This window comes from Gluconacetobacter sp., from assembly GCF_047721585.1.
In the GTDB taxonomy this organism is placed as follows: Bacteria; Pseudomonadota; Alphaproteobacteria; order Acetobacterales; family Acetobacteraceae; genus Gluconacetobacter; species Gluconacetobacter dulcium.
This window is the reverse complement of the sequence record NZ_JBDNXE010000007.1, coordinates 18,417-44,195: the sequence shown is the minus strand read 5'-3', so window position 1 is coordinate 44,195 and position 25,779 is coordinate 18,417. Positions and strand designations below refer to the sequence as shown.

Below are 25,779 nucleotides of genomic sequence, written 5' to 3'. Positions count from 1 at the left end.
AATCAGGTGAACAAAAATGCATTAGCTCCTTGCGCATTATGCTTAAATTAAAACCCCTTGATAAAAATATTATTTAGAAAACAATACTTTAAAATATTTAATATCATGTTGTTTTTAATATAATATCAGGACGATATAACAAATGTCTGCTTTGAGGGTGTTCCTATGAGACTTTAGCCGTCCACTTTGAAGGCGGAAATTGCCTGTCTCCTATCTTCTATTCCCGAACATTACCGTCTGGAAGTCATTGGACGATGAGTCCAATCAGACCACCTTCTTGAGATTCGGACTGGCCTTGAAACGCACGGTCTTGCCCGCCTTGACCTTCACCGGCTCGCCGGTGCGCGGATTGAGCGCCTTGCGGGCCTTGGTCTTGTGGACCGTGAATGTCCCGAAGGACGGCAGCGTGAACCCGCCTTCCTGCTTCAGCTCCGCGACAATGGCCCCGACCAGGTCATCGGCGGCCTTGGTAGCGGCAACGCCGGTGCAGTCGAGGGAATCCTGAAGAACAGCGGCAATGAAGGCTTTGCTCATGCGGGCGCAGGTCCGTGTCGTGATCGATTCCGCAAACGGTAGCAGCGCCCTTTCGTCCCGTCACCGCCCAAACGGCAACCTACTCCTATGCAAGTTCTTCTATCCCAGCGCCCTACGACCCCAGAGACTTGTTGCGCTGGCGTGTCCATGCCTCTTTCTAATCAACCCCGCTGATCCATCGCCTCTCCTGGGAGGCCAATCGCGGGGTTCCCGGTGTCCGTCGCTCCCTTCCGCTCCGAAGCCGTCGCCCGTGGCACGCGCATGCTGCGCACCGCGCTCGGCCCGGCGATTGCCGGGCATCTCGACGATCCGTCGATCGTCGAAGTGATGCTCAATCCCGACGGTCGACTGTGGATCGACCGGCTGACTGGCGGGATGGAGGACACCGGCACCCGGATCGCGCCCGCCGACGCCGAGCGGATCGTCCGCCTGGTCGCCCACCATGTCGGCGTCGAGGTGCATCCTGGCAGCCCGCGCGTCTCCGCCGAACTGCCGGGAAGCGGGGAGCGGTTCGAAGGGCTGGTGCCTCCGGTGGTGGCAGCACCCTGCTTTGCTATCCGACGTCCGGCGGTCGCAGTGTTCTCGCTCGATGATTACGTGGCGTCCGGGATCATGACCTCGGCACAGGCCGCGTTTCTGTGCCGCGCCGTCGCCGAGCGGCAGAACATCCTGGTGGCTGGTGGCACCTCCACCGGCAAGACCACGCTGGTCAACGCCCTGCTGGCCGAGATCGCCCAGACCGGCGACCGGGTGGTGCTGATCGAGGACACCCGGGAACTGCAATGTGCCGCGCCCAATCTGGTCGCCCTGCGCACCAGGGACCGCGCGGCCTCGCTCTCCGATCTGGTCCGTTCCTCGCTGCGCCTGCGCCCGGACCGGATCCCGATCGGCGAGGTGCGTGGCGCCGAGGCGCTGGACCTGCTCAAGGCCTGGGGCACCGGCCATCCCGGCGGCGTCGGCACGCTGCACGCCGGGTCCGCGATCGGCGCCCTGCGCCGGCTGGAGCAGTTGATCCAGGAAGCTGTCGTCACCGTGCCGCGCGCCCTGATCGTCGAGACCATCGACGTGATCGCGGTGCTGTCCGGGCGCGGCAACGCACGTCGGCTGGCCGAACTCGCCACTGTCCGGGGCCTGACCCCGGACGGGGACTACATCCTCGCACCCGCCGGAGACCCGTCATGACCAACATGATCGCCCTGCGCCGCCGCTTCGCCATGGCCGGCGCCACCCTCTCGCTCGCCCTGCTGTCGGCTCCGGCTTATGCCGCCGGTTCGAACATGCCGTGGGAGGAGCCGCTCAACCAGATCCTGGAATCCGTCCAGGGGCCGGTGGCCAAGATCATCTCGGTGATCATCATCACCGTCACCGGCCTGACCCTGGCCTTCGGCGAGACGTCGGGTGGCTTCCGCCGTCTGATCCAGATCGTCTTCGGCCTGTCGATCGCCTTCGCCGCGTCCAGTTTCTTCCTATCCTTCTTCTCCTTCTCGGGCGGGGCGTTGATCTGATGGAGCCGGACGTCATTCCCGGCTTCACCGCCCCGGTGCATCGCGCCCTGATCGAGCCGATCCTGCTCGGCGGGGCGCCGCGCACGGTGGCGATCGTCAACGGCACGCTGGCCGCCGCGATCGGCCTCGGGCTGCGGCTGTGGATCGCCGGCGGCATCTTCTGGCTGGTCGGCCATCTCGCCGCGGTCTGGGCCGCCAAGCGGGATCCCGCGTTCGTCGACGTGGTGCGGCGGCACCTGCGTTACCCCACCCATCTGGTCGGGTGAGGGCGCCATGCTGAACCTCGGCGAATACCGCCATCGCCGCGACCGGCTGGCCGATTTCCTGCCCTGGGCGGCGCTGGTCGCCAAGGGTGTGGTGTTGAACAAGGACGGTGCTTTCCAGCGCACCGCCCGGTTCCGCGGTCCCGACCTGGACTCCTCGACCGCATCCGAACTGGTCGCCATCACCTCGCGCCTGAACAACGCCCTGCGGCGGCTGGGCTCCGGCTGGGCCATTTTCGTCGAGGCGCAGCGCCGCCCGGCGCGGGGCTATCCTTCCGGCCCGTTTCCAGATCCAGCCTCCGAACTGGTCGACGCCGAACGCCGGGCGCAGTTCGAGGAAGAGGGCGCGCATTACGAGAGCCATTATTTCCTGACCCTGGTCTGGCTTCCGCCGGCGGACGACGCCGCCCGCGCGGAAGCCTGGCTCTACGAGAATCGCGCCCGTGGCGGCTCCGACTGGCAGGCTGTGGTCGCGGGCTTTATCGACCAGACCGACCGTGTGCTGGCCCTGCTCGACGGCTTCATGCCGGAAGCCGACTGGCTCGATGACGGCGAAACGCTGACCTATCTCCATTCCTGCATCTCCACGCGGATGCAGCGGGTCCGGGTGCCGGAAATCCCGATGCACCTCGATGCCATCCTGGTCGATGAGGAACTGACCGGTGGGCTGGAGCCCAGATTGGGCGACGCCCATCTGCGCACGCTCACCGTCACCGGCTTTCCCACCCAGACCTGGCCAGGCCTGCTGGATGAGCTGAACCGGCTGGCCTTTCCCTATCGCTGGTCGACGCGGGCGATCTGTCTCGACCGCACCGACGCGACCAAGGTGCTGGGCCGGATCCGGCGGCAATGGTTCGCCAAGCGCAAATCGATCATGGCCATCCTCAAGGAGGTGATGACCAACGAGGCCTCGGCGCTGCTGGATTCCGACGCCGCCAATAAGGCGGCCGATGCCGATGCGGCGTTGCAGGAACTCGGCACCGATCAGGTCGGGCAGGCCTATGTCACTGCCACCGTCACGGTGTGGGACGAGGATCCCGTGGTTGCGACCGACCGGCTGCGTCTGGTGGAAAAGACCATCCAGGGCCGCGACTTCACCTGTATGCGCGAGATGGTGAATGCCATCGAGGCCTGGTTCGGCAGCCTCCCGGGCCATGTCTACGCCAATGTCCGCCAGCCCTGCATCTCGACCCTGAACCTGGCGCACATGATTCCGCTCTCCGCCGTCTGGGCCGGGCCGGAGCGCGACGGGCATTTCGCGGCCCCGCCGCTGTTCTATGCCCGCACCGAGGGCTCGACCCCGTTCCGCTTCGCGCTCCACGTCGGCGACGTCGGTCACACGCTGATCGCCGGGCCGACCGGTGCGGGCAAGTCCGTGCTGCTGGCCTTCATGGCGATGCAATTCCACCGCTATGCGGGGGCGCAGATATTCGCCTTCGATTTCGGTGGCTCGATCCGTGCGGCGACGCTGGCGATGGGTGGCGACTGGCATGATCTCGGTGGCGCGCTGGCGCAGGACGGGAACGAACCGGTCGCGTTGCAGCCGCTGGCGCGGATCGATGAGCCGGGCGAACGGGCCTGGGCGGCGGAATGGGTCGCGACACTGCTGGAGCGCGAGGGCGTCACGGTTGCGCCCGATCTCAAGGAGCATCTGTGGTCGGCGCTGACCTCGCTGGCCTCGGCCCCGGTCGCGGAACGCACCCTTACCGGCCTATCCGCGCTGCTCCAGTCGCTGGCGCTGAAGCAGGCGTTGCAGCCTTACTGCGTTGGTGGCCCGTGGGGACAGTTGCTCGACGCCGAACATGAGCGTCTTGGTGTCGCCGATATCCAGGCCTTCGAGATCGAGGGTCTGATCGGCTCTGGCGCGGCGTCCGCCGTGCTGTCCTATCTGTTCCACCGTATCGAAGACCGCTTCGACGGCAGCCCGACGCTGCTGATCATCGACGAAGGCTGGCTGGCGCTGGATGATCGGGCCTTCGCCGGGCAGTTGCGGGAATGGCTGAAGACGCTGCGCAAGAAGAACGCGTCCGTCATCTTCGCCACCCAGTCGCTGGCCGATATCGACGCCAGCCCGATCGCCCCCGCGCTGATCGAGAGCTGCCCGACCCGGATCTTCCTGCCCAACGACCGGGCGCTGGAGCCGCAGATCACCGCCATCTATCGCCGCTTCGGGCTGAACGATCGCCAGATCGAGATCCTCAGCCGGGCCACACCCAAGCGCGACTATTACTGCCAGTCCCGTCGCGGCAACCGGCTGTTCGATCTCGGCCTGTCCGAGGTGGCGCTGGCCTTCACCGCTGCGTCTTCCCCCGACGATCAGGCCGCGATCGACCGGATCTTTGCCCGGCATGGCCGCGACGGGTTCGCGGCCGCGTGGCTGACGCACAGGGGCGTGGACTGGGCGATCGAAATGCTCAGGCCGGGAGAGGGATCATGAGAAGTTCGTCGATCTGCAAAGCAGCGTTCGTGGCTGGGTTTGGCGCCCTGTCATCCATTGTCGTGAGCGTCCCGGCCCAGGCGCAATGGGCGGTCTATGACGGCGCGGCCCATGTCCAGACGGTGCTGATCGCGGCGCGGGAATTGCAGCAGGTCAACCAGCAGGCGCAGAGCCTGCTCAACGAGGCGACCATGCTGGAGAACCAGGCCCGCAACCTCGCCAATCTGCCGCTCTCGGTGCTGGCACCCTTGGAGCAATCAATCCAGCAGACCGAGCAAATTGTCGGCCAGGCGCAGGGGCTCTCCTATAACCTGACCAGCATCGATCAGGCCTTCACCCAGACCTATCCCCAGGCGCTGGCGAGCCCGAGTTCGGCGGCCCAGATGACTACCGATGCCCAGGCGCGATGGCAAAACGCCAGGGGCGCCTATCAGGACGGGCTGCGTGTGCAGACCGGCGCGGTGCAGAATCTTGATGCCACGCGAAGCCAGATCGACAGTCTGGTCACGTCGAGTCAGGCGGCGGCTGGCGCCTTGCAGGCGGCGCAGTCGGGTAACCAGCTCACCGCGCTGCAAACCCGCCAGATCGCCGATCTGACCGCCGTGACGGCGGCAATGGCCCGCGCTCAGGCGCTGGAGGGTGCCCGGCAGGTCGAGGCGGAGGAACAGGCGCGTGCGCAGATGGCGGCTTTCCTGAATTACGGCACCGGCTACACGCCCGGCGCCGCGCAGATGTTCCACTGATGCGCGCGCCGCGTCTCTCCCCGCCGATCGTCTTCCGGCTGGTTGCCGTCGCGCTGGTCGTTCTGATCCTGGTCGCCGCGAGCCTCCACCTCCGGCGCCTCCCCCGTGACGTCGACGTGCCCGATCTCGGGCCGCCTGGATCGCGTGACCGGCTTGCCGCCGGTCTCGCGCGCTGCCAGGCGCTCGGCATGAAGGCCGACGGCGATCCGGCCTGTGCTGCGATCTGGGCCGAGAACCGCAAGCGCTTCTTCGCGCCCGACACGGCACGGTGACGCCATGCAGCAAGGCACCGGCGTCATCGACAATTTCCTTGCCATCTTCACCCAGTATATCGATTCCGGCTTCGGTCTGGTGCAGGGCGACGTCCACTGGCTCGCCGGTGTACTGATCACCATCGACATCACCCTGGCCGGGCTGTTCTGGGCGCTGGCGCCGGATGAGGACGTGCTGGCGCGGCTGATCCGCAAGACCCTGTTCATCGGCATGTTCGCCTTCATCATCGGCGACTTCAACGGGCTGGCGAAGATCATCTACGAATCCTTCGCCGGGCTGGGCATCGAGGCCGGTGGTGGACATCTCACCCAGGCGCAGCTGCTCCAGCCGGGGCGGCTGGCGCAGGTCGGCATCGACGCCGGCAAGCCGATCCTGACCTCGATCTCCTCGCTGGTCGGTTTCGTCGCCATCTTCAACAACGCGATCCAGATCGCGGTATTGCTGATTGCCTGGCTGATCGTGGTAATCAGCTTCTTCGTGATGGCGATCCAGCTCTTCGTGGCGCTGATCGAGTTCAAGCTGACCACACTTGCCGGGTTTGTGCTGGTGCCCTTCGGCCTGTTCGGCCGCACCGCCTTCCTCGCCGAGAAGGTGCTGGGCAACGTCGTGTCGTCCGGGATCAAGGTGCTGATGTTGGCCGTCATCGTCGGCATCGGTTCGACGGTGTTCGGCCAGTTCACCAGCGGCTTCAATAATCCGCCCACCATCAATGACGCGCTGACCCTGATTCTGGCTTCTCTGACGCTGCTCGGTCTGACCGTGTTCGGCCCGGCATTGGCCAACGGTCTGATCGCCGGTGGTCCGCAGTTGGGTGCCGGGTCCGCTGTCGCCACCGCGGCCGGGGTCGTCGGTGCCGGCGTGGCCGCCGCGTCAGGGGTTGGGCTCGCTGCGGGCGCTGCGGCGGCCGCCGTGCGCGGTGGTGCCTTTGTCGCCGGAGGTGCCACCGCCGCCTATCGGGCGGGCGGCGCGGCGGGTGTAGCCAAAACCGGTCTGTCCGCTGCCGCCAGCCCGCTGCGCCGCGCGGCGGCCAGCGTCCGCACCAGCTATCAGGCTGGCGGGGCGGCCGCGACCGGCGGCGCGGGTGGTGCGACGGCTTCGGGTGCTGGCGGTGGAGGGGGGACGGCCGGCAAGCCGCCGGCTTGGGCCAGCCGGATGCAGCGCAACAACCGGATCAGGGGCGGCGCTGATGCCGCCGCGCAGGCGATCAAGGGCGGCGACCGGCCCAGCGGCGGCCACGACGTCGATCTCTCGGAAGGAGAATAGCCATGTTCCGCCGCCCTACCGTGCGTTTCGGCCGGATGCCGGAACCCGAGACGCCCTATCACAAGGCCGGACAGGTCTGGGACGACCGCATCGGCTCGGCCCGCGTCCAGGCCCGCAACTGGCGGCTGGCCTTCTTCGGCTGTCTCGCTTTGAGCGGCGGCCTGGGCGCCGGGCTGGTCTGGCAGTCGGTGCGCGGTACCATCACCCCCTGGGTGGTGCAGATCGACCATCTCGGTCAGGCGCAGGCCGTGGGTCCGGCGACGGCCGCCTATCGGCCGACCGATCCGCAGATCGCCTGGTATCTGGCGCGCTTCGTCTCTGAGGTGCGCGGCATCCCGGCCGATCCGGTGGTGCTCAGGCAGAACTGGCTCGACGCCTACAACTACGTCACCGATCGCGGCGCGCTGGCGCTGAATGATTATGCCCGCACCAGCGATCCGTTCAGCCGGCTCGGCAAGATGCAGCTGGCGATCGAGATCGCCAGCGTGATCCGTGCCTCCGATGACAGCTTCCGGGTGGAATGGATCGAGCGCCGCTATGTCGATGGCGCGCTGGCCGCCACCGAGCGCTGGAGCGCGATCCTGACCATCGTCGTCACGACCCCGACCGATGCCGAGCGGCTGCGCAAGAATCCGCTCGGCATCTATATCCACGCCCTCAACTGGTCCAGGGAACTCGGCTGATGCGCACCTTCAACACCATCGTGCCGTTCATGATCCTGCTGGCGCCGCTCGCCGCGTGCTCGTCGTGGAAGCCGCCTGCCATTAAATACGACGATACGCCCCGGCAGGCGGTTCTTACGCCTGACCCGCCCAAGCCGGTGCAGGTGGTGGCACTCCCCGAGCCCTTGCCGCTGCCGGGGCAACTCAAGCCGATCCCGTATCGGCATGCCGTGCCGGAACCGACGGATCCGCATCAGCGGGTCGAGCGCGCCAACAGTGCGGCGCGGATCCAGCCGACGCGGGCCGGCTATCTCAATGCGATCCAGGTCTATCCGTTCTCCGAGGGCGCCCTCTATCAGCTCTACGCGGCACCGGGCGAAATTACCGATATCGCGCTGCAGCCGGGCGAAAAGCTGGTCGGTTCCGGTCCGGTCGCCGCCGGCGATACCGTGCGCTGGATTATCGGCGATACCGAGAGCGGTACCGGGGCGACCAGGCGGATTCATATCCTGCTCAAGCCAACGCGGCCGGATCTGATCACCAATCTGGTCATCAATACCGACCGGCGGACCTATCACCTGGAACTGCGCTCCGACGAGCGGACCTATATGGCCTCGGTCTCATGGGACTATCCGCAGGACCAGATCGTTGCCTTGCGCGTGCAGGATCGAGATGCTGATCTTGGCAATCCGGTCGCGACCGGCGTCGATCTCGACGCGCTGAATTTTCGCTATCGGATCGAGGGCGATGATGCGCCGTGGCGGCCGTTGCGGGCCTTCGATGACGGGCGGCAGGTCTTCATCGAGTTTCCGACCGGGATCGCCCAGGGCGAGATGCCGCCATTGTGGGTGATCGGCCCGCAGGGCGACGGCCAGTTGGTGAATTATCGGGTGCGCGGCAATCGGATGATCGTCGATCGCCTGTTTGCCGCCGCCGAACTGCGTCTCGGCGCCAAGCACCAGCAGGTCGTGCGCATCGTCCGCACTGACTGGTCACGACGGTCATGAGCGGGAGTGCCGGAAACGAAGGCGCCGGCACGTCCGCGCCGCCGGTCAGGCCGCCGGGCGAGATGCGGTTGCGGACGACGCGGCCGCCGGTCACGCGGCTGTCGCGCAAGGTGATCCTTGGCCTGTCGGTCATCGCCGTGGGCGGAATCGGCTGCGCGCTCTATCTGGCGTTGGAGCCGGCACCACCGAAGAGCAATGCCGAACTCTACGATACCGGCAATCGCACCACGCCGGACGGGTTGGCCAATCTGCCGGGCGACTATACCCATCCGCCGCGGCTTGGGGCTCCGCTGCCAGGCGACCTCGGCGGGCCGTTGCTCAAGGCGGGCGTGGGTGCCCCCGGCATGGCGACACCGGCCGCACCCGCCGACCCGGAAAAGCAGCGCATTGCCCAGGAGCAGGAAGCGGCGCGGGTCAGCCATTTGTTCACCCAGACGAAGATGGGACGGGATATCGCCACGCCCGCGACACCCGGTACGACTGCAGCCCAGTCCAGCGGCGCTCCTGCCGATCGCAAGCAGGCATTCCTCGATGGTCCCGTCGATCACCGCACCGTCAGCGCTGAGCGGCTGACACCCGTTCCCAGCCCCTATGTGCTCCAGGCGGGATCGATCATTCCCGGTGCGCTGATCACCGGCATCCGTTCGGACCTGCCGGGCGAGGTCACGGCCCAGGTGACGGAGAATGTCTATGACTCTCCGACCGGGCATATCCTGCTGATCCCGCAGGGGGCGAAGCTGATCGGCCGCTATGATTCCCAGATCGCCTACGGCCAGACCCGGGTGCTGCTGGTCTGGATCCGGCTGATGCGTGGGGCCGGGGAATCGATCCTGCTGGAGAATGAGCCGGCCGCCGATTCGGCGGGCTTTGCTGGGTTGCAGGATCAGACCGATAACCATTGGGGCGAGGTGTTCAAGGCCGCCCTGGTCTCGACCGTCCTCAGCGTTGGTTCAGAAGCTGATATCAGCGGCGGCAACGGCATTGCCCAGGCGCTGCGCACCGGCGGCTCGCAGGGCTTCAACCAGATTGGCGAACAGATCGTCGGACGGTCGCTGAATATCCAGCCGACCAATATCATCCGGCCGGGCTTTCCGGTGCGGGTGACGGTGCATCGTGACCTAGTGCTCACCCCCTACAGACAGGAGACATCCCGATGACGAAACTCAGGCTCGGGCCAATCGCGGATGACAGGCCGGTGCGGCTCACTATCGAACTTCCTGCTGCCGTGCATCGCGATCTGGTCGAGTATGGGCGAATTCTGGCGCGTGAGAGCGTTCAGGCCGAGATCACGCCAGCAAAGCTGATTGCACCGATGCTCGCGCGTTTCATGGAGGGTGACCGGGCGTTTCGGCGACAACGTGCGATGCTACCAACTGACGATGAGCTTTCACCCGGTCGCGCATGAACGCCACGAATTTTCCTACTATTGGATCTTCAGACGCTGGACGCCAGACAAGATTTATGGTGATAGATGCGTTATCCTCATTGATGGGAATAAATTTTAGCCCCGGAAAGTTCAGGCAAGAATACGCTTGCATCGCAATTGTGATGCCGTAACCGGCTCGTATAAAAGCGAGCATCGTCAGGTTCCCGGTGTCAAGAATCTGTGGATTCGCGCTTGGAAGACGCGTTGAAAAGAAACGTTGGCCGATACCGTTTTTTCCCCAGGCCCACAAAAAAATCTTTTCATTTTCGAGATCGTTCCATCGCAAGGTGACCCTTTCGGCAAGCCGGTGAGTTTCTGGCAAGACAGCCATCAATGACTCGGAGTAGATTGGAGACGCAGTCTCGAAATGATCAGCCAGAAAGTCTGGAATCAGCGCAACATCAATCTGACGGTCGACTAACGCGGCAAGGAGCGTACCTTCGCAGGGCTCATGAGGCGTGATGAGGATGGACGGATAAATCCTATGCCATTCGAGTAATAGATTCGACAAAACGCTGTTTACGGGAGGTAGGTGAAACCCTAAGTGAATTTCGCCTATTTCGTCTGTGACGCGGCGCCCCAGTATCTCACTAAGTGCGCTTGCTTCGTTCAGGACACGACGTATGTGGTGCGCCGCGACACGGCCAGATGCTGTCGGGCGTATTCCGGTCGTGGTTCGCTCTACTAACGTAACGCCTAAACGATCCTCGAGTCGACTGATGGCCCTGCTGAGGGTGGAGACATGTAATTCCAATAAGTGCGCGGCTTTACCGAAACTTCCAGCTTCAACGACTGCCAGAAAATAACGGAGTTCCGCCATATGCATGATTTTTCTATTCCTTAACAGCGTGTTGGAGTTTGCTGTTCGTTGAAGTCCATCCGGACGATTCCTCGAGCAAGTAATTCCGGTTCAGCACAAAAGCTGAGGAAGTTGGGTCAAAAGCGGTTATCATCAATCTCTTGACCGAAAGAACGGGAAGAGTGACCGTCTCCTTGATTAAGGAGCGCCATGGCATGCTCGATGTTCGCACCGCCAGCGCTCGCATTTGGTGCGAACGCCTGGATCCGTCCCATCTACTCGCGAATGGTACATCGGGCAGAAGTGAGGATGATGCGGGCGCCATTGTCCGCGCCAAACTCTTCGGCATGGCCTTGCTGATGCCTGAGCTCCTGATTTCTAAAATGCTAGCCGCAGAATGACCCTCACAACCGGCCACCACACTAAGCCAGAGAGCAAGGTTGGGGCAGGAGAATAGAAGCGACGAGACCCGGACCGTCGATGCGATCACCCAGCTCGATTGTTCCGTCGAGGATTTCAATAGCGCGGGCCGCGATGGAAAGACCGAGTCCATGACCGCCACCATATCCCTCCCGCAGCTGGTAGAAGCGGTCGAAGACTCGGGACCGGCACGATTTCGGTATTCCTGGTCCGCGGTCTGCGATATCGATGCACACCATGCATAGCGCTCCCTTGCGGAGGTCGTGAACGTGTATGTCAATTGCGCCGCCGCATGCGGCATGCGTTATGCTGTTCTCCACCAAGGCGGCTAATGCAATCTCCAACAACGCCTGATCAGACACGATCCGGCACATGGCGTGAATCTCGAAGGAAAAAGCAACGCCCGACTGCACGGCTAGTAGCGCATGGCTGCTGAGAACGGTGGCTATAAGTGCGGCTATGTCGAATTCGGTCATCGCCGGAGCGGTCGTGTCCAGCCGCGCGAGCAGAAGCATCCGGTCTATGAGCGCACTTGCCTGCGTGACGCAGTCAAGTAGCGGTTGGATTCGGTTGGAAGCGATCGCGGCATCTCGCGTCAGGAGTTCCGCGTGAAGACGCAGTGCGGCAAGCGGCGTGCGAAGTTGGTGTGCAGCCGCGTCGGTAAACATCTGTTCATGTTGGATACCGGTCCTGACACGTTCAAGAAGAGTGTTTAGCTTTCCGACAAGGCCGGATAGTTCGCGTGACCAAACCTGAGGATCGAGCGGCTCGAGATCGTGAAACGAGCGACGGTCAAGCTGTAGGCTCAAACGCCGCATTTCCGCGAGTCCGCTACGTAACATCACCCAGAGCAGGATCGCGCTTGCGACTACGAGGATATTCAGCGGCAAAGTGATCTGGCGGAGAAAACTGGTAATCGTCTGATCGATATCCGCACGTCGTTCTGCAACAACGATCCTTAATCCGTGTTGGGGTATCTCAAGACCGTAAGCGCGCCATAGCCCGTGGTCGAAATAATGGAAGCCTGGTGTCTGCGGAATGATATCCGGAGAGGGTGCGTCTTCTGAATGAACGATGCATGTTCCATGGACAAAGACGGCGAACATCCGCGATCTCGCGCCCGTGCGGAAGGCGAGCTTGTCCTCCGAGCTAAGAAGGGTTGCGGGAAAACTTGCCGCAGGTGCCGCAGCGAGCTCCTCCTGCATGAGTGCGTAAAGCATATTTGCGCTGAGTATCAGGCTGTGGTCCGAAGCGCGCTCCACGTCGGCCCGGGCCATAAAATAAGCTACGCCTCCCGCTGCCGTTCCGAGTGAGATCAAGAGCAGCAGCACACGGATATAGACCGCCGTCGTCAGGGATCGCGCACGCATCGCCCGGAGTCCTTCGCCTGTTTATTTTGGAATTGTGTAGCCAAGACCGCGCGCCGTGATGATGAAATCGGCCCCCAGCTTGCGCCGGATGGCCGAGATCGAAACCTCGATTACGTTGCCGTCGAACGTATCCAGGACGTCATAGAGTTCGTCCGCCATATCTGATTTCGAGACGAACCGCCCCGCGCGTCGGGCGAGAAGTGCAACCAGTTTGAATTCCTTCGCAGTAAGATGTACAATTTTCTGCCTCTGGCGTACCACGCGGCCGATGAGATCGACTTCCACATCGCGCACGAACAGGGTGTCGGACTTTCGGCCATCCTGCCGACGAATCTGCGCACGGACGCGCGCGACGAGTTCTGCCAGATCGATCGGCTTGACCATGTAGTCGTCCGCGCCTGAATCAAGGCCGGCCACGCGATGGACGGGACGATCGCGTGCCGTCACGATGATCACCGGGATGTAGTCGGGGTACTGACGGATCAAGTGAAGCACTTCCAAACCATTCACTTTCGGCAGCGCCAGATCAAGGAGCACAAGGTCATATCGGGCGTCCACAAGCGATGCGATCGCTTCGTCGCCTCCGGTTACCCAGCGGACGTCGTAACCCTCCTGTTCCAGAGCCTTCTTCATTGCCTGGCCAAGCAGCGCATGATCCTCTACGAGCAAAAGCTGCATCGATGTTCTTTCCGGCTTGGTATGTCGCGCCTCAAAATGCTGCTTTCATAGTTGCCATGACGGCAAGACCGGGCGCGACGAGATAGTCCGGTGCCGTGCCAGCGATACCACGTGTTGTCATGGCGTTTGTCGTTACCGTTTGAATGCCCGACAGATAATGATTGTTAGTGAGATTGATGAAGTTGACCTGAATAGTCGGGCTTTTCACGGGCCCGTAGCTGGGCAGTCGAGCGCCGACAGTGGCGTTCATGTCATAGTAAGCGGGCATATGTTCGTCATTCATGAGCGTGGAAGATTGTCGTGAGACGTATCTGATATTGTAATTCCAGAAGAGACTGCCATTGTCCCAGTCGATGCCGAGTGCTCCAGTCAAGCGTGGTGAGCGCACGGCTGTCTTTCCCGCCGTTGGCAAACCGGAGATATTGTTATCGATCGTGGCATGCAGATACTGACCAGACACGTAGGGCCGGAAATGCCTGATCGGCAGCGTCCCGATTTCGCCCGATACACCATTTGACGTTTGACCGCCGGCGTTGAGGTCGACGGTCACGCCACCATTCGTTCCCGTCACTGCGCTCTGGATTTGCCGGTTCGTGAAATTATAGTGGAAGTAGGTCGCACTGGCGACGAGAAGCGGACCATTATAACGGTATCCGATTTCTTCTGAGATCGAATATTCGTCCTTTGGTTCTCTGATGCCCTGGTATGAGACGCCATGATCATAATACGCGTCATAAAGCGTTGGGGTCGACGGGGAACGGAAGCTGGTGGAGACGCTCGCGAAAACCTGGTGCTGTTTGCTGAACTGATAGCGAGCCGAAACGGCGGGCAGGGGCTGGAAGTCATTAAGAACCACCTTGTATTGCGGCCCTGGGAGTTCGTTAGTGCCGTTCCGGTTGATCATCGCCAGCTTGATCCCCGCGTCCATCGTCAACTTTCCCCCGAGGAAAGTCGCATGGTCGCCGACGAAAAGAGCATTGACCGTCGTTATCGTCGAAATATTCGCGTAAGCTAAAAGTCGACCATCGGAGAGTTTGATATTGTTTGTTGCCCCGAAAATATCAAGCGGCGTACCGTCGTATTTTACGGGAGAGAGAACGGCATAATCATGGTCGTTCGAATAATCGAACCACCATCCAAGGTAGAGATCATGATGTGCGCCGATTCTATAGTCCGTCTTGGCCGTAAAGCCGCCTCGGTACTGCACGTTCCGATATGCCAAGAGGGTCATGGCATTTTCGGTATCGTCTCCGCCCGCTTGTGCGTAAGGAAGGCTCAGTGCATGTGTGAGCGCCTCGTTGCCGAGGAAATTGCCGTTTATATTATTTAGAAAGGCTCCAGCCGAATTATTGCCTTCACCATGCCAGAAATAGGGGGTGAAATTGATGTGCCAGCGCTCGGTTAGCGTGAAATGCGACGGGGCGCTAAGCAGCATGTTGTCATAGGGATTGCGGTTGAGCCGCCAGTAATTCTCTCCTTCGGGGCCAAATACATATCGACGGTCCCACGTGAAGCCACGGCCATAAGCCTTCCAGTCCGCCATTGTCATGGAAGGCCAGGTATTCTCGATGGAATGGCGATATGAGCCGACGAAGGTGATCGTGTTGTCAGGGCCCCATTCCTTGATAGCCTTCCAATCCATATTCCAGATCGAATCATGACCAGGCCCGCGCCAGGCATCGTCCCTTTGGTTGGCGTAGGAAACATAGGCGCGGACACCGCTATGACCGATCTCGCCCGTATCGAAGCGTGCAAATTCGCGATGATAATTGAACGAGCCGTAGCCAAGTGTCACTAGACCGCCCATCCGCCAGGCTGGGTCGCGATCACGAAAAGACAACCAACCTCCTGATCCGTTGATCGTGGGCGTATCCAGATTTGGCGACCCCTGTTGAACGCTCATATCTTCCAGATCTTCGTTGCTCGCGAATTCAGATGTATCGATCGTGTAGATTCCGATGTCGGCTGCTGGGGCGCCTTCCCATGTCAGTGCCATCTCGGATTGGTCGAGTCCCCGCAGCGAGATCGTGCCTCCAGTAAGGCCGAATGGATCGGCGGATCCGACCACAATACCAGGAAGCAGCTCGACAAGTTGAAGCGGATTTTGAGCTGGAGACTGTTTCTGGATGAAGTCGCGACTCACCGTACTCACGGATTTTGGCGCCGTCTCGGGTTTGATCAATCCGCCTCCGGGTTGGCGCCCCGTGATACCATCCGCAGAGCGATGCTGATGGACGCTCACGACAATATTTTCCGGGGAAGTTGGTACGGGAGTAGGTGTCGGGACCCGCTCCTGCGGTGTCGGCGGCCTACGTGTGGGAACGCCGTGTTTCCGAGCCTCAGATCCAATCGAAGCCGTCTGCGCTATCGCTTGAGGTAGCGGGACCACGCTGGTGACGAACAGACAAACTACGGAGGAGAGCGTAAGACGATTCATTGGGACAGGGCTTCTATTCAGTCTGGTTCGGGCATTGCATAATCGTGTCTCAAGCCGTCTGTCGTCTGTAACGGCACCCCGGCGTTCGGCATTCTACGGGGCGAACCTGATGCGAAGCTGATGATGACGATGCCACTTCGAGACGGATCAAAAAGTTGCGCTGCGGCACCTGTCGTCACAGTCGCTATCGCCACACTTACGGTGACAATGAATGTTGCCGCGATAGATGGGGAAAATGCGCAGTGGTCGAAATCCGATTTCGACCTACCGATGTCCGGCATTTCGGCAAATGTAGCTGCTGATGTGGCGCTGGATGGCTTTGCTGAAGGCATGGTGCTCGCAGCGCCACATTGGCTTGAAACGCTTATGCTTTGTCCTCAAGTCGGGCGCATGTCGCACAGCCATGGCCCGCAGGTGATCTTGGTGTCCGTATAGTGCGAGCGGAGCATGCTATCGCACTGCCCGGCCCGACTCCTGTCTGAATGCCAGCGTCATGCACATGGTCGGAACAGCGTTTTCGCGGCGCCAGGTTCAGGCCTGCCCTTTATTGCCTTCTGCCGAAGGGCACAGTTCATGTAGGGCTAAAGCACATTGGTTGATTTACATTTTGTCTCGTCGTATTTTTCGTAAAAAGTTCGAGATGAATCGGCCGTATATTGGTCGGATTTATTTTGAAGCAATATGTGAATATATTGCAATATTTCTGATTCTGTTACCTCTGGATGAAATTTTATATAGTCCTTTGTCTCACGATTGATCATTTCCGGGAGGTCTTGTTCGAGCTTTCGATAGTAAGAAAATATATGCTCGCCTTTCTTCTTATAGAATTCTGCCAAACTATTTTTCTCGCAGATATTCTGATTGAGATCACTCGCTATCTCCACGGTCGGATCATTTATGCCGACATCGACAGAAATTAAATACGAGCCGGGATATTTTTTATCTACCTTAATCTTGTCAGAGAATACGGAGTAAAAGAATCCCCGAGGCCATTGATTTTCGCTATTACCCTTTTGCACGGCGAACTCGTGCATTTGCTGTAACGTATAATCACGCCTAACGTCTATTTTGTAGAAATGAAACGACACTTTGGATTCCACGTGGCGTGCGGGGGCGGCTCTGACCGAGAAAGAGAAAGACTGGGTAAGAATTGCCACGGCAAGAAGGTAGGAAGATTGTCTTACATTCAACATCGGCGTTCTTTCAGAAATAAACTCCTCAGCATTGTAACGAGCAAGCCTGATGCGAAACTGATGACTACGATGCCATTGTCGAGACGGATCGCAAGGTTGCGCCGGGGGATTTATCGTCTCGGTCGCAATCCCCGACGGCGTCGGTGAATGAGGCTACGATCGGCTGGGAGAACGCGCAGTGTCCGATATCCGATTTCAGCTTGTCGGGGTCGCAGGTTTCGGCGAACGTAGCGGTCGATACGCTGTCAGGTAGCCCTGCTGAATTATGGCGCTCGCGGCACCATATTGGCCCGAGATGCCTGTGGCTTGTTGTCAAGCGGGCGTATGTAGGACATCCATAATTTGCGGGTGATGAGTGTGTCCGTACCGCTGGCGCAGGAAGTACTTTCCCTCTTCGCGCCTTTTCGGTCATATAGTGACGCATCTCTCATTGTGCCGATTAATGCTGTCGCAATATCCGGCGTGACCGGTGCCCTGAATACGAGAGTCACGCCGGAAATATGATTGGCACAACGCTTCCTACTGCTTGCTTAATGCGCATGCAATGTATGCCCGGCGGGCTGCTCACTTGCCGGCGAGATATCGGACTGCGCCAGTAATGTGTCTTCCGATTGTAGATCGGCTACTTCTTTGCGAAAGATCCTCAGGCCGCGGCCGAGATCTCCCATAGTGGACGAGAGACGTTTCCCGCCGCCAAAGAGAACCAACACGACGGCGAGCACGATGAGCCAATGCCAAATGCTGAGAGATCCCATATCCTCATTCTCCACTCATTAAGATTGTCTCCTCCGGCCTACCTGACCGGAGGAGACAGCGATTACACCGGCGAGAAGTCGGGACGGGTGGTCGGGAAGCGACTGATTGTCTCCGGATCCAGGTTCAGCGTCTGCTGGACCATTTCTGGCGGGATGTGGGTGAGCCAATCCGACAGCGAGACTTCGGCGAAGCGATCCGACTTGAAGACCGAAATCACCTTCACATCCTCATTGCCGGTATTCTCCACATAATGACCGAGACTCTTCTTGATGTACCAGACATCACCTGGGTTAAAATTGGCGGTCTGGGCCTTGGGGCCGGTGTTGAATACGGTGACGCGCGCCTGACCCTGGATAACGAATGCCCATTCGTCAGCGTTGGGATGCCAATGCATTTCCCGGATAGCGCCGGGGCGGATCGTTTCAAGGGCCGCCGCGACGGTCTTGGAAATGGGAAAATTCCTGCTGTCTGCGATCTGTGCCTGCCCACCATGTGTTCTGGCAATCGGCTTTGCACGCGAAAGACGGTAGATCACTTTCTCCGCCCCCGGGACAACTCGTGCGCTCCTCTGATCCATTGGGAGGTCCGGAGGGATTTCCCCCTGGAAAATCCAGAGGTTATCGAGCGGGATTTTTTTGAACGCGCTCTCCGGCACGCCGAAGTTCTTCGCCAGTACTTCGGGGGGGGTATGCGCGAGCCAGTCAGTAACCAGTAGCGTATTGAATTCTGAAGATTTTCCGTTGTCGAATGCAAGGAGGAATTCTGCGCCATCGGGCCCAAGACCCTGAAGCGAATGCGGCATGCCGGGCGGGAAATACCACAAATCGCCTGCTTCGACATCTTCGACGCTCGGACGTCCCTGTTCGTCCAGAGTTGTAATCCGGCATTTTCCGTAGAGCATAATTGCCCATTCGGCCTGCTGATGCCAATGCATCTCGCGAATGCCGCCGGCGCTCAGACGCATGTTGACGCCCGATATGTCCTCGGAAATTGCGAAGTCGTCCTGCGTGACTTCTCGGGCCCAACCACCATTCTGGATTCGACGGTGGGCGTTGTTAAACGATGCCCAGAAGAGAGGCATCCCATCGACATCGGTCGCCGGGGGTGATTGAAAGTCGGGAAATTGCGAGGCAATGGCCGGGTTCTTCGGTCCCGGATCAGACTTGCTCGACGGATTAAGCGCGTTCTGCATACCCTGTAGAGGATGGTCCGGGTTGCCAAACGTAGCCGCATGGGCTGCGCCCGCAACGCCGAGCATGCCCGCCGCGGTGAGAAAGCCCCTGCGCTGTAATGCACTCATTTTAGCCTCCTGAATGAACGAGCGCCATCATGAGGCTTCGACGCAGTTTCATCTATTATACCTTAGTTTGAGCCGCCGCCGCCACGACCCGAATTTCTATGTCGCAAGGTGTGGCATAAAGGGGATATTTCTTGCCTCGGAGCGTGAGAGACGAGTAGCCAGCGACGTATGAAGACACAAGGGCATCTGTCCATGCGCTTTGGCTCGGGTTGAAGCGTCGGCATTGAGCGGGTCGGTTCCGTCGAACCCGGTATCATTATCGCCGAGACCACGTCGGCGGCATCCTTGCGCGGAGAGTGGGGTGTGCGCCAATTGCTGCTTCAGTCAGTTGAAGGAGACCCATGAGGCGGTGAGCTTGAATTGGCTGCGGCTATCGGGCAGATGCCCTGTCTTCGCTGATTTCCGAGAACAGCATTAACGGTAGGAGGTCAGTTTAGACTAGGGCCCGGGCTCATAAATAGTAGCTGACGGCCGCGACGATGCATATGGCGGCGTGGAAGTTAGTGGCATTGCGATCGTAACGTGTTGCGATGCGACGGAAGTCCTTGAGGCGGTTGAACATGCGCTCAATGGCATTTCGTGTCTGATAAAGGACCGGCGAGAAGCAGTTCTTCCAGACCCGGTTGGCCTTGGGCGGGATGTTCGGCGCGGCGCCCTTGTCCTCGATCTGTCGACGCACCACGTGGGTTTCGTAGCCCTTGTCGCCTTGGATCAGCCGGGCGTTCGAGACCTGCGCCAGCAGCGGGATCGCTGCCGTGCAATCCGCGACGTTGCCGCCGGTCAGCACGAAGGCGACCGGACGGCGGGCGGCATCCGTCAGCGCATGGATCCTGGTCGTGCGCCTGCCACGCGATCGTCTGATGGCGTGGTATCGCTCCCCCTTTTTCCGCCGGAGGCGCAGCGATGAGCCTTCACGGCGGAACTGTCAATCAGAAGTTCGGCAGACGGTCGACCGCTCTGCGCCAGCGCCTCAAACAGGCGCGCCCAGACGCCTTTCGCAGCCCAGCGCTGAAACCCGATTGTAGAGCATCTTGCGCAAGCCATACGCGGACGGCGCATCCTTCCACCGCGCGCCGGACAGCATGACCTGAATGATGCAGCAGATCACGCGTCGATCATCCACGCGCGGCTTGCCACGTGTATCGGTGGGCAGATCCGGCGCAATCCGCGCAAATTGCCGCTCTCAGAGCCAGAAAAGGTCGGCGTTCATCGCTCGCCTTCTTTGAGAGAAAGCGAATCATAGGCCGCTCACAATGGGAATCCCCTTATGAGTCCGGGCCCTAGGAAGCCCGGCGCGCGCGAGTCGGTCCTTTATACCAAGGTATGATCGCCCTCCGCGCCTCGGCAAAGTATGAATCTCAACCTTCGGGTGAGCCGGAAAATTACGCTCGCGCTGAGCGCGATGCACTGGACCGTTGGTTGAGAAGGAATAGATAGGATGAGCGATCTGCCTTGGGGCGTATCCCCCTCTGAAGAAGGTCCGCAGCCGTGCCGTGACAATCGCGGTGGCACTATTCTCGGCCCTCGCAATCCTGCTCTCGAGCGTGAGAACCCGGACCTGCTCGCTTCGCCTGACACCGATGCGGGCACGATACCTAATCTCAAATTTTCCTATGGGATGGCGCGCAATCGCCTCGGGAGCGGCGGATGGGCACGTGAGGTTACGGTGCGCGAGCTGCCTGTGGCTACAACGCTGGCGGCAGTTAATATGCGGCTCAACAAAGGGGGGTACCGGGAGCTCCATTATCATAAGGAGGCCGAATGGGGGCTGATGCTCGCGGGGAAGGCCCGCGTTACCGCGGTCGATCCCCAGGGTCGGAATTTCGTGGACGATGTGGAAGCTGGCGACATCTGGAATTTCCCTGCGGGCGTTCCGCACTCGATCCAGGGCCTCGATGACGATGGCTGTGAGTTCCTGCTTGTCTTCGATGACGGAAGCTTCTCCGAGAACGAAACATTTCTGATCACCGATTGGCTGCTTCATACGCCGCCGCACATTCTGGCGAAGAATTTTGGGGTTCCCGAGGCCAAGTTTGAAGACCTTCCTGTCGACGTCGAGCATACACGCTGGATTTTTTCAGGAACCGTCCCTGGGCCGATCGATCAGGATAAAGTCGCGTCGCCACAAGGTACCTCGCCGATCCGTTATACTCACAAGCTCATGCGCCAAGCCCCAATCAAAGTCGCCGGCGGCGAAGTCAGGATCGTCGACTCGACGAACTTCCCGGCGGCGTCCACTATCGCCGCCGCGATCGTCGTTGTCGAACCCGGCCGCTTGCGCGAGCTTCATTGGCACAGCAATAACGACGAGTGGCAGTATTTCATTCGGGGAAAGGCGCGCATGACCGTATTCGCGTCGGGCGGGAAAGCCCGGACCTTTGATTACAGCGCCGGCGATGTGGGTTATGTACCCTTCGGAATGGGACACTACCTGGAAAACATCGGGGACGAGCCTCTTGTGTTCCTGGAGGCATTCAAGAGCTCGGTCTTTACCGATTTTTCCGCCAACCAGTGGCTCGCGCTTTCGCCTCCCGAAATGGTGAAGGAGCATCTGAACGTGGACGATGAGACCATTGCGGCGCTATCGAAGGTGAAGCCCCTTATAGTGTGATGGATGATGGCGCTCTGCTAGGATGCTAGTTGCCGTGCTATGGTGCTCGGGTCCGCATGGCGGCGGTTGGCTCCAGCCTGTGCGCGTAGCCTAAAGAGGAACGGGCCCGTTGTTCGCTACTTTCCGTCCATGGAGAACTGGACTGGCTCAGCCCCACGCGTGGGGCCTTCGGTCGGCGGCATTCATCATCGCACTGTTTGTGTTCGGCTTGAACACGGCGACGCAGCTGCACGACGCGTTCGCTGTACTCTACGTGCTGGTCGTTCTCCTGATTGCCACCTCGTGTGGCCTGCGGACGATTTTGGCGACAGGTGCGGCGTGTATCGGCTTGTCGTGCCTTTCTTTCCTCGTGAAGCATCATGGTGAATCGTTCGATGATGCCTACCTTCGGCTCGCGGTCAGCATAATCGCGATCGGCGTTGCGACGATGCTTTCCGCACGTGACCGCCGTACGAGAGACGCGCTCGCGGAACAGGTTCGTATGTTGGCGTTCACCCATGATACCGTCATCGTCAGGGATCTCGACGATACGATTATCTATTGGAATGAAGGCGCCGTGAGGCTGTACGGATGGCATGCAGACGAGGCGATCGGAGAGAAAGGCTCGGCGCTCCTCCAAAGCACGCATCTCCCGCCAGCCGCGGCGGAGCAACTTCGCCTGGTCGGGCAATGGACGGGCGAAATCACAAGGACACGTCGCGACGGCCAACAGATCGTTCTGGATGTTCGCTGGAGCGTAAGGTTGGACAGTAATGGCCGAGAATGCGGGATTATCGAATTCGGCGCTGATCTTACGGAGCAGAAGGAGGCTGCGGCGGAGCGAGAGCGCTCCGAACAGCGTTACAGCGCCATTTTCCAGGCGGTAGCGTTTGCGATTTTCGAGGTGGATTGTTCCGTTGTGGACATTCTGTTCCGGGAGAAAAGAAGGCTACCTGAAGCGTCATGGCGTGATTGCCTGGAGCGCTTTCGTGACAAGCCTTACATACGAGACGCGAATGATGCTGCGGCCGCCCTTCTCGAGGTTGAAGATCCGCGGAAACTCACGGGTGCGCCGCTCCGTTCTCTCTTCGCCGATGAGAGTGTCTTCATCGCGGTATTGGCGCACTTGGCGAACAGCAATGTTGCTTATGAAACTGAGACAACCTTCGTCGGTCCCAACCGCCGCTCCCGGGACGTCGTTCTACGTGTCACCCGACCGGTCGGGGATTTGGAAAGTCGACGCGTGCTGGTCATGGCCCTCGACATCACGGAACATAACCAAGCACAAATGAAACTTCGCGCTGCACAGGGCGAACTGGCACATGCCGATCGCGTCACGACATTGGGGCAACTGGCGGTATCGATTGCTCATGAGGTCAACCAGCCTCTGTCGGCCATCACGACCTTTGCCCGGTCCGGACGGAGATGGCTCGATCGATCGCAACCTAAGGTCGGGGAGGCCCTCTTGTGCTTCGATGAGATCGTATCGAATAGTACCCGGGCTGCGGAGGTGATCACCCGGGTACGTGCATTAACGCGCAAGGAAACAGTTTTCTGTACGGCTATGGACCTCGGAGAGTTGGTGGAAGAAGTTCGGGTCCTACTCCGTGGAGAAATCCTGAGACGACACGTAGAAGTAAGAATAGAGAAAGCGGTCGATACGCCAATGGTATCGGGCGACCGAATTCAGCTCCAGCAGGTTATCATGAACGTGATGATGAACGCCATTCAGGCCATGAGCATCGTCGTCGATCGGCCGAGGGTTCTTGAAATCCGGATTGGGCGCGGTCAGGCTGGACCTGACACCGCGGTGTTGAGTTTTTGTGACACCGGACCTGGTTTCGGCGACATTGCCGATGGACAGCTTTTTGAGCCCTTTGTGACCACCAAGGCGCAGGGAATGGGCATGGGTCTCCCGATTTGCCGGGAGATCGCGCACGCACATGGAGGCACGATCAACGCATTGAACCGGTCTCCCTATGGTGCGGTCGTTATCGTGACGCTCCCCCAGCGGAGAGTATGATGGTCGGAAATGAGAAGAATGTGCGTGCCATCGCCCAACGGCCGGAGACACGCGCGATCATCGGAACCGTCATTGTCGTCGATGACGACGCGGGCATTCGAGCCTCCCTCGACAGTCTCTTCCGTTCGGCCGACCTTTGCGTCGTGACCTTTGCTGATCCATCGGAGTTCCTGGCCGCCGGTCTGCCCGATGGAGAGTGCTGTCTTGTGCTGGACGTACGGTTGAAGACGGCCGACGGCCTTGCGTTTCAGGCCTCGCTTGCTCAGGGCGGGATCAATATTCCTATTATTCTCATGACCGGACACGGTGACATACCGATGACCGTCAAGGGTATGAGAGCCGGCGCGATCGACTTCCTGACAAAGCCGTTCTCAGACGAGGCGATCTTATCCGCAGTCCACGATGCGCTGAAAATTTCGCGATCGCTGAGAAAGGAGGTGCGCCAAAGGGCCGATATGCAAGCGCGCTATGAGCAGCTTTCCGTGCGCGAGCGGGAGGTTATGGCTCTGGTGGCCAGCGGTTTGATGAATAAGCAAGTCGCTGCCCGCCTCGAGATAAGCTTGATAACGGTCAAAATCTATCGAGCGAATGCGATGAAGAAAATGCATGCCAGCTCACTCGCGGATCTGGTTCGCCAAGCAGAAGAACTGGGTATTCGAGACGAATCGGTCTCCCGTTACCATACAGAAGACGACACAAGACAACGATGATCGGAATTCCATGCCCAGGAGTCCGTGGCACGAGTATCAAGAGGAAGCGGTGGAGTTCCTGGAGCAGAGAAGCCAACCGCAGGCCTCGCCTCAAGTGACGTGCTCCCCGAAAACCCGGCCATTTTGAGTTGGAATTTTCCATTTATGATCCCGTAAGCGGGACGAGGAGAGTTTCATGAAGGCATCGAAGTTCACCGAGGCGCAGATCGCGTTTGTTTTGAAGCAGGCCGAAGGGGGCACACCTGTCGGCGAGGTCTGCCGGAAGGCAGGCATTTCGGATGCGACGTTCTACAACTGGCGGAAGAAATATGCGGGCCTGATGCCATCCGAAATGAAACGGCTGCGTCAGCTCGAAGACGAGAACGCGAAGCTGAAACGGATCGTGGCGGACCTGTCGCTCGACAAGGCGATGCTGCAGGACGTGCTGTCAAAAAAGCTCTGAGGCCTGCGCGCAAACGCGAACTCGTGGACAGGCTTCAGGGGGAGTGGAAGATCTCGACACGGCGGGCCTGTGCGGTGCTGCAGATCGATCGTTCCCTCTATGTCTACAAGTCGAAGCGCGGCACGCAGGCCGAACTGACACAGCGGATCCGGGAGATCTGCGCAACCCGTGTGTGCTATGGCTATCGCCGCGTTCATATCCTGCTGCAGCGGGATGGCTGGGCGGTGAACCCGAAGCGGATCTATTGTCTTTACAAGGAGTTGGGCATGCAACTGCGCAACAAGGTGCCCAGGCGGCGGGTCAAGGCGAAAGTGCGCGAGGACCGTCGTCCGGCGACGCACACCAATGATATCTGGGCAATGGATTTTGTTCACGACCAGCTTGCGACGGGCCGCAAGATCAGGATCCTGACCGTGATCGACACCTTCTCCCGCTTCTCGCCGGCCACGGATCCCCGGTTCAGTTATCGCGGCGAGGATGTCGTCCAGACCCTGGAGCGGATCTGCGGGCAGATGGGTTATCCCAGGAGCATCCGGGTCGACCAGGGCTCGGAGTTTGTCAGCCGGGATCTGGATCTATGGGCGTATCAGAAGGGTGTCGTGCTCGACTTTTCCCGCCCGGGCAAGCCGACCGACAACAGCTTCATCGAGTCCTTCAACGGCAAATTCCGGGCCGAGTGTCTGAACACGCACTGGTTCATGAGCCTTGACGACGCCCGGGCAAAAATGGAGGCTTGGCGTCAGGACTACAACGAGGTCCGCCCACACAGCGCCATCGGTAACAAACCCCCGATATCGCTGCTGAACGGCTCTCCGGCGGATCTGCCGGTGGAGCCTTGAACCCGGAAGTTTCCAGTTCACGCTGGCCCAAAGTCGGGGAGCACTTCATAAGTCAGTATTTGTTTTTATGAAGAGAAATTGTTCAGAAGGAAAGAGATGCTTGAATTGG

General features: G+C 60.1%; 26 protein-coding genes and 1 pseudogene. 17 read left to right on the top strand and 10 right to left on the bottom strand.

Annotation, left to right across the window (positions count from 1 at the left end; translation table 11 throughout):
• Window positions 1-264: 264 nt before the first annotated feature.
• Window positions 265-534, bottom strand: coding sequence for an HU family DNA-binding protein (locus ABF821_RS02985; RefSeq protein WP_182974296.1), 270 nt, complete (start codon window positions 532-534; stop codon window positions 265-267).
• A gap of 213 nt (window positions 535-747) precedes the next feature.
• Between ABF821_RS02985 and trbB the strand changes: the two genes are divergently transcribed.
• From trbB to ABF821_RS02930, 11 genes are read left to right on the top strand one after another with little or no spacing between them, the layout of a single operon-like run.
• On the top strand, window positions 748-1,716 hold the full coding sequence (gene trbB / locus ABF821_RS02980; RefSeq protein ID WP_182974297.1) for a P-type conjugative transfer ATPase TrbB: 969 nt from the start codon (window positions 748-750) through the stop codon (window positions 1,714-1,716).
• A complete protein-coding gene (locus ABF821_RS02975) occupies window positions 1,713-2,039 on the top strand; it encodes a TrbC/VirB2 family protein (RefSeq protein WP_182974298.1) in 327 nt (108 codons plus the stop codon). Before trbB ends, ABF821_RS02975 begins: the two co-directional genes overlap by 4 nt.
• Window positions 2,039-2,305 carry a VirB3 family type IV secretion system protein gene (locus tag ABF821_RS02970; RefSeq protein WP_182974299.1) on the top strand — a complete coding sequence of 89 codons (267 nt, stop codon included), beginning with the start codon at window positions 2,039-2,041 and terminating at the stop codon, window positions 2,303-2,305. The genes ABF821_RS02975 and ABF821_RS02970 overlap by 1 nt, the downstream gene beginning before the upstream one ends.
• Before the next feature lie 7 nt (window positions 2,306-2,312).
• Window positions 2,313-4,739, top strand: coding sequence for a conjugal transfer protein TrbE (trbE, locus tag ABF821_RS02965; RefSeq protein ID WP_182974300.1), 2,427 nt, complete (start codon window positions 2,313-2,315; stop codon window positions 4,737-4,739).
• Window positions 4,736-5,482, top strand: coding sequence for a P-type conjugative transfer protein TrbJ (gene trbJ, locus ABF821_RS02960; RefSeq protein WP_182974301.1), 747 nt, complete (start codon window positions 4,736-4,738; stop codon window positions 5,480-5,482). Before trbE ends, trbJ begins: the two co-directional genes overlap by 4 nt.
• Window positions 5,482-5,754 (top strand): putative entry exclusion protein TrbK-alt, encoded by a 273-nt coding sequence (gene trbK-alt, locus ABF821_RS02955; protein WP_182974302.1) that lies wholly within the window; start codon window positions 5,482-5,484, stop codon window positions 5,752-5,754. The genes trbJ and trbK-alt overlap by 1 nt, the downstream gene beginning before the upstream one ends.
• 4 nt (window positions 5,755-5,758) lie before the next feature.
• On the top strand, window positions 5,759-7,018 hold the full coding sequence (trbL, locus tag ABF821_RS02950; protein ID WP_182974303.1) for a P-type conjugative transfer protein TrbL: 1,260 nt from the start codon (window positions 5,759-5,761) through the stop codon (window positions 7,016-7,018).
• Between the two features lie 2 nt (window positions 7,019-7,020).
• Window positions 7,021-7,701 (top strand): conjugal transfer protein TrbF, encoded by a 681-nt coding sequence (trbF, locus tag ABF821_RS02945; RefSeq protein ID WP_182974304.1) that lies wholly within the window; start codon window positions 7,021-7,023, stop codon window positions 7,699-7,701.
• Window positions 7,701-8,687, top strand: a complete 987-nt coding sequence (gene trbG, locus ABF821_RS02940; RefSeq protein ID WP_182974305.1) for a P-type conjugative transfer protein TrbG — start codon at window positions 7,701-7,703, stop codon at window positions 8,685-8,687. The genes trbF and trbG overlap by 1 nt, the downstream gene beginning before the upstream one ends.
• A complete protein-coding gene (locus ABF821_RS02935; protein ID WP_182974306.1) occupies window positions 8,684-9,844 on the top strand; it encodes a TrbI/VirB10 family protein in 1,161 nt (386 codons plus the stop codon). The genes trbG and ABF821_RS02935 overlap by 4 nt, the downstream gene beginning before the upstream one ends.
• Complete coding sequence (locus tag ABF821_RS02930) at window positions 9,841-10,092, top strand: DUF2274 domain-containing protein (RefSeq protein WP_182974307.1); 252 nt, start codon at window positions 9,841-9,843, stop codon at window positions 10,090-10,092. Before ABF821_RS02935 ends, ABF821_RS02930 begins: the two co-directional genes overlap by 4 nt.
• On the opposite strand, the gene ABF821_RS02925 is transcribed toward ABF821_RS02930, so the two are convergent.
• Complete coding sequence (locus ABF821_RS02925) at window positions 10,013-10,939, bottom strand: LysR family transcriptional regulator (RefSeq protein ID WP_415528989.1); 927 nt, start codon at window positions 10,937-10,939, stop codon at window positions 10,013-10,015. The two genes, ABF821_RS02930 and ABF821_RS02925, sit on opposite strands and share 80 nt — an antisense overlap.
• Window positions 10,940-11,127: 188 nt before the next feature.
• On the opposite strand from ABF821_RS02925, the gene ABF821_RS02920 reads away from it, so the two are divergent.
• On the top strand, window positions 11,128-11,313 hold the full coding sequence (locus tag ABF821_RS02920) for a hypothetical protein (RefSeq protein WP_182974309.1): 186 nt from the start codon (window positions 11,128-11,130) through the stop codon (window positions 11,311-11,313).
• Window positions 11,314-11,334: 21 nt separating this feature from the next.
• Here the strand turns inward: ABF821_RS02920 and ABF821_RS02915 are convergent, their stop codons facing one another.
• Genes ABF821_RS02915 through ABF821_RS02905 form a run of 3 tightly spaced genes read right to left on the bottom strand, consistent with a single transcriptional unit; the run spans window position 11,335 to window position 15,622 of the window.
• Window positions 11,335-12,702, bottom strand: a complete 1,368-nt coding sequence (locus tag ABF821_RS02915; RefSeq protein ID WP_182974310.1) for a sensor histidine kinase — start codon at window positions 12,700-12,702, stop codon at window positions 11,335-11,337.
• A 21-nt stretch (window positions 12,703-12,723) separates the two neighbouring features.
• Window positions 12,724-13,380 (bottom strand): response regulator transcription factor, encoded by a 657-nt coding sequence (locus ABF821_RS02910; RefSeq protein ID WP_182974311.1) that lies wholly within the window; start codon window positions 13,378-13,380, stop codon window positions 12,724-12,726.
• Window positions 13,381-13,411: 31 nt separating this feature from the next.
• Window positions 13,412-15,622, bottom strand: a complete 2,211-nt coding sequence (locus tag ABF821_RS02905) for a TonB-dependent receptor (RefSeq protein WP_310889096.1) — start codon at window positions 15,620-15,622, stop codon at window positions 13,412-13,414.
• 315 nt (window positions 15,623-15,937) lie between these two features.
• Between ABF821_RS02905 and ABF821_RS02900 the strand changes: the two genes are divergently transcribed.
• Window positions 15,938-16,252 (top strand): hypothetical protein, encoded by a 315-nt coding sequence (locus ABF821_RS02900; RefSeq protein WP_182974313.1) that lies wholly within the window; start codon window positions 15,938-15,940, stop codon window positions 16,250-16,252.
• A gap of 146 nt (window positions 16,253-16,398) precedes the next feature.
• Here ABF821_RS02900 and ABF821_RS02895 read toward each other — a convergent pair whose 3' ends face one another.
• The 5 genes and pseudogenes from ABF821_RS02895 to ABF821_RS02875 all read right to left on the bottom strand — a co-directional run.
• On the bottom strand, window positions 16,399-17,010 hold the full coding sequence (locus ABF821_RS02895; protein WP_182974314.1) for a hypothetical protein: 612 nt from the start codon (window positions 17,008-17,010) through the stop codon (window positions 16,399-16,401).
• A gap of 530 nt (window positions 17,011-17,540) precedes the next feature.
• Entirely contained in the window at window positions 17,541-17,765 is a 225-nt protein-coding gene (gene tatA / locus ABF821_RS02890; protein WP_182974315.1) for a twin-arginine translocase TatA/TatE family subunit, read from the bottom strand.
• A gap of 62 nt (window positions 17,766-17,827) precedes the next feature.
• A complete protein-coding gene (locus tag ABF821_RS02885) occupies window positions 17,828-19,066 on the bottom strand; it encodes a cupin domain-containing protein (protein ID WP_182974316.1) in 1,239 nt (412 codons plus the stop codon).
• Between the two features lie 451 nt (window positions 19,067-19,517).
• Window positions 19,518-19,967, bottom strand: a complete 450-nt coding sequence (locus ABF821_RS02880; protein WP_259657233.1) for an IS5 family transposase — start codon at window positions 19,965-19,967, stop codon at window positions 19,518-19,520.
• A gap of 69 nt (window positions 19,968-20,036) precedes the next feature.
• Window positions 20,037-20,234 (bottom strand): annotated as a pseudogene (locus ABF821_RS02875) (transposase); the annotation flags it as partial.
• A gap of 270 nt (window positions 20,235-20,504) precedes the next feature.
• On the opposite strand from ABF821_RS02875, the gene ABF821_RS02870 reads away from it, so the two are divergent.
• From ABF821_RS02870 to ABF821_RS02855, 4 genes are all read left to right on the top strand, one after another.
• On the top strand, window positions 20,505-21,677 hold the full coding sequence (locus ABF821_RS02870; protein WP_182974317.1) for an oxalate decarboxylase family bicupin: 1,173 nt from the start codon (window positions 20,505-20,507) through the stop codon (window positions 21,675-21,677).
• Window positions 21,678-21,786: 109 nt separating this feature from the next.
• The gene (locus ABF821_RS02865; protein WP_415528988.1) at window positions 21,787-23,679 is read left to right on the top strand and encodes an ATP-binding protein; all 1,893 of its coding nucleotides are present in this window, start codon (window positions 21,787-21,789) and stop codon (window positions 23,677-23,679) included.
• 20 nt (window positions 23,680-23,699) lie between these two features.
• The gene (locus ABF821_RS02860; protein WP_310889095.1) at window positions 23,700-24,389 is read left to right on the top strand and encodes a response regulator transcription factor; all 690 of its coding nucleotides are present in this window, start codon (window positions 23,700-23,702) and stop codon (window positions 24,387-24,389) included.
• A 175-nt stretch (window positions 24,390-24,564) separates the two neighbouring features.
• A protein-coding gene (locus ABF821_RS02855) for an IS3 family transposase (RefSeq protein WP_415528987.1) occupies window positions 24,565-25,670 on the top strand; the annotation gives its coding sequence in 2 pieces (ribosomal slippage) (window positions 24,565-24,817 and window positions 24,817-25,670; 1,107 coding nt in all).
• Window positions 25,671-25,779: the final 109 nt, after the last annotated feature.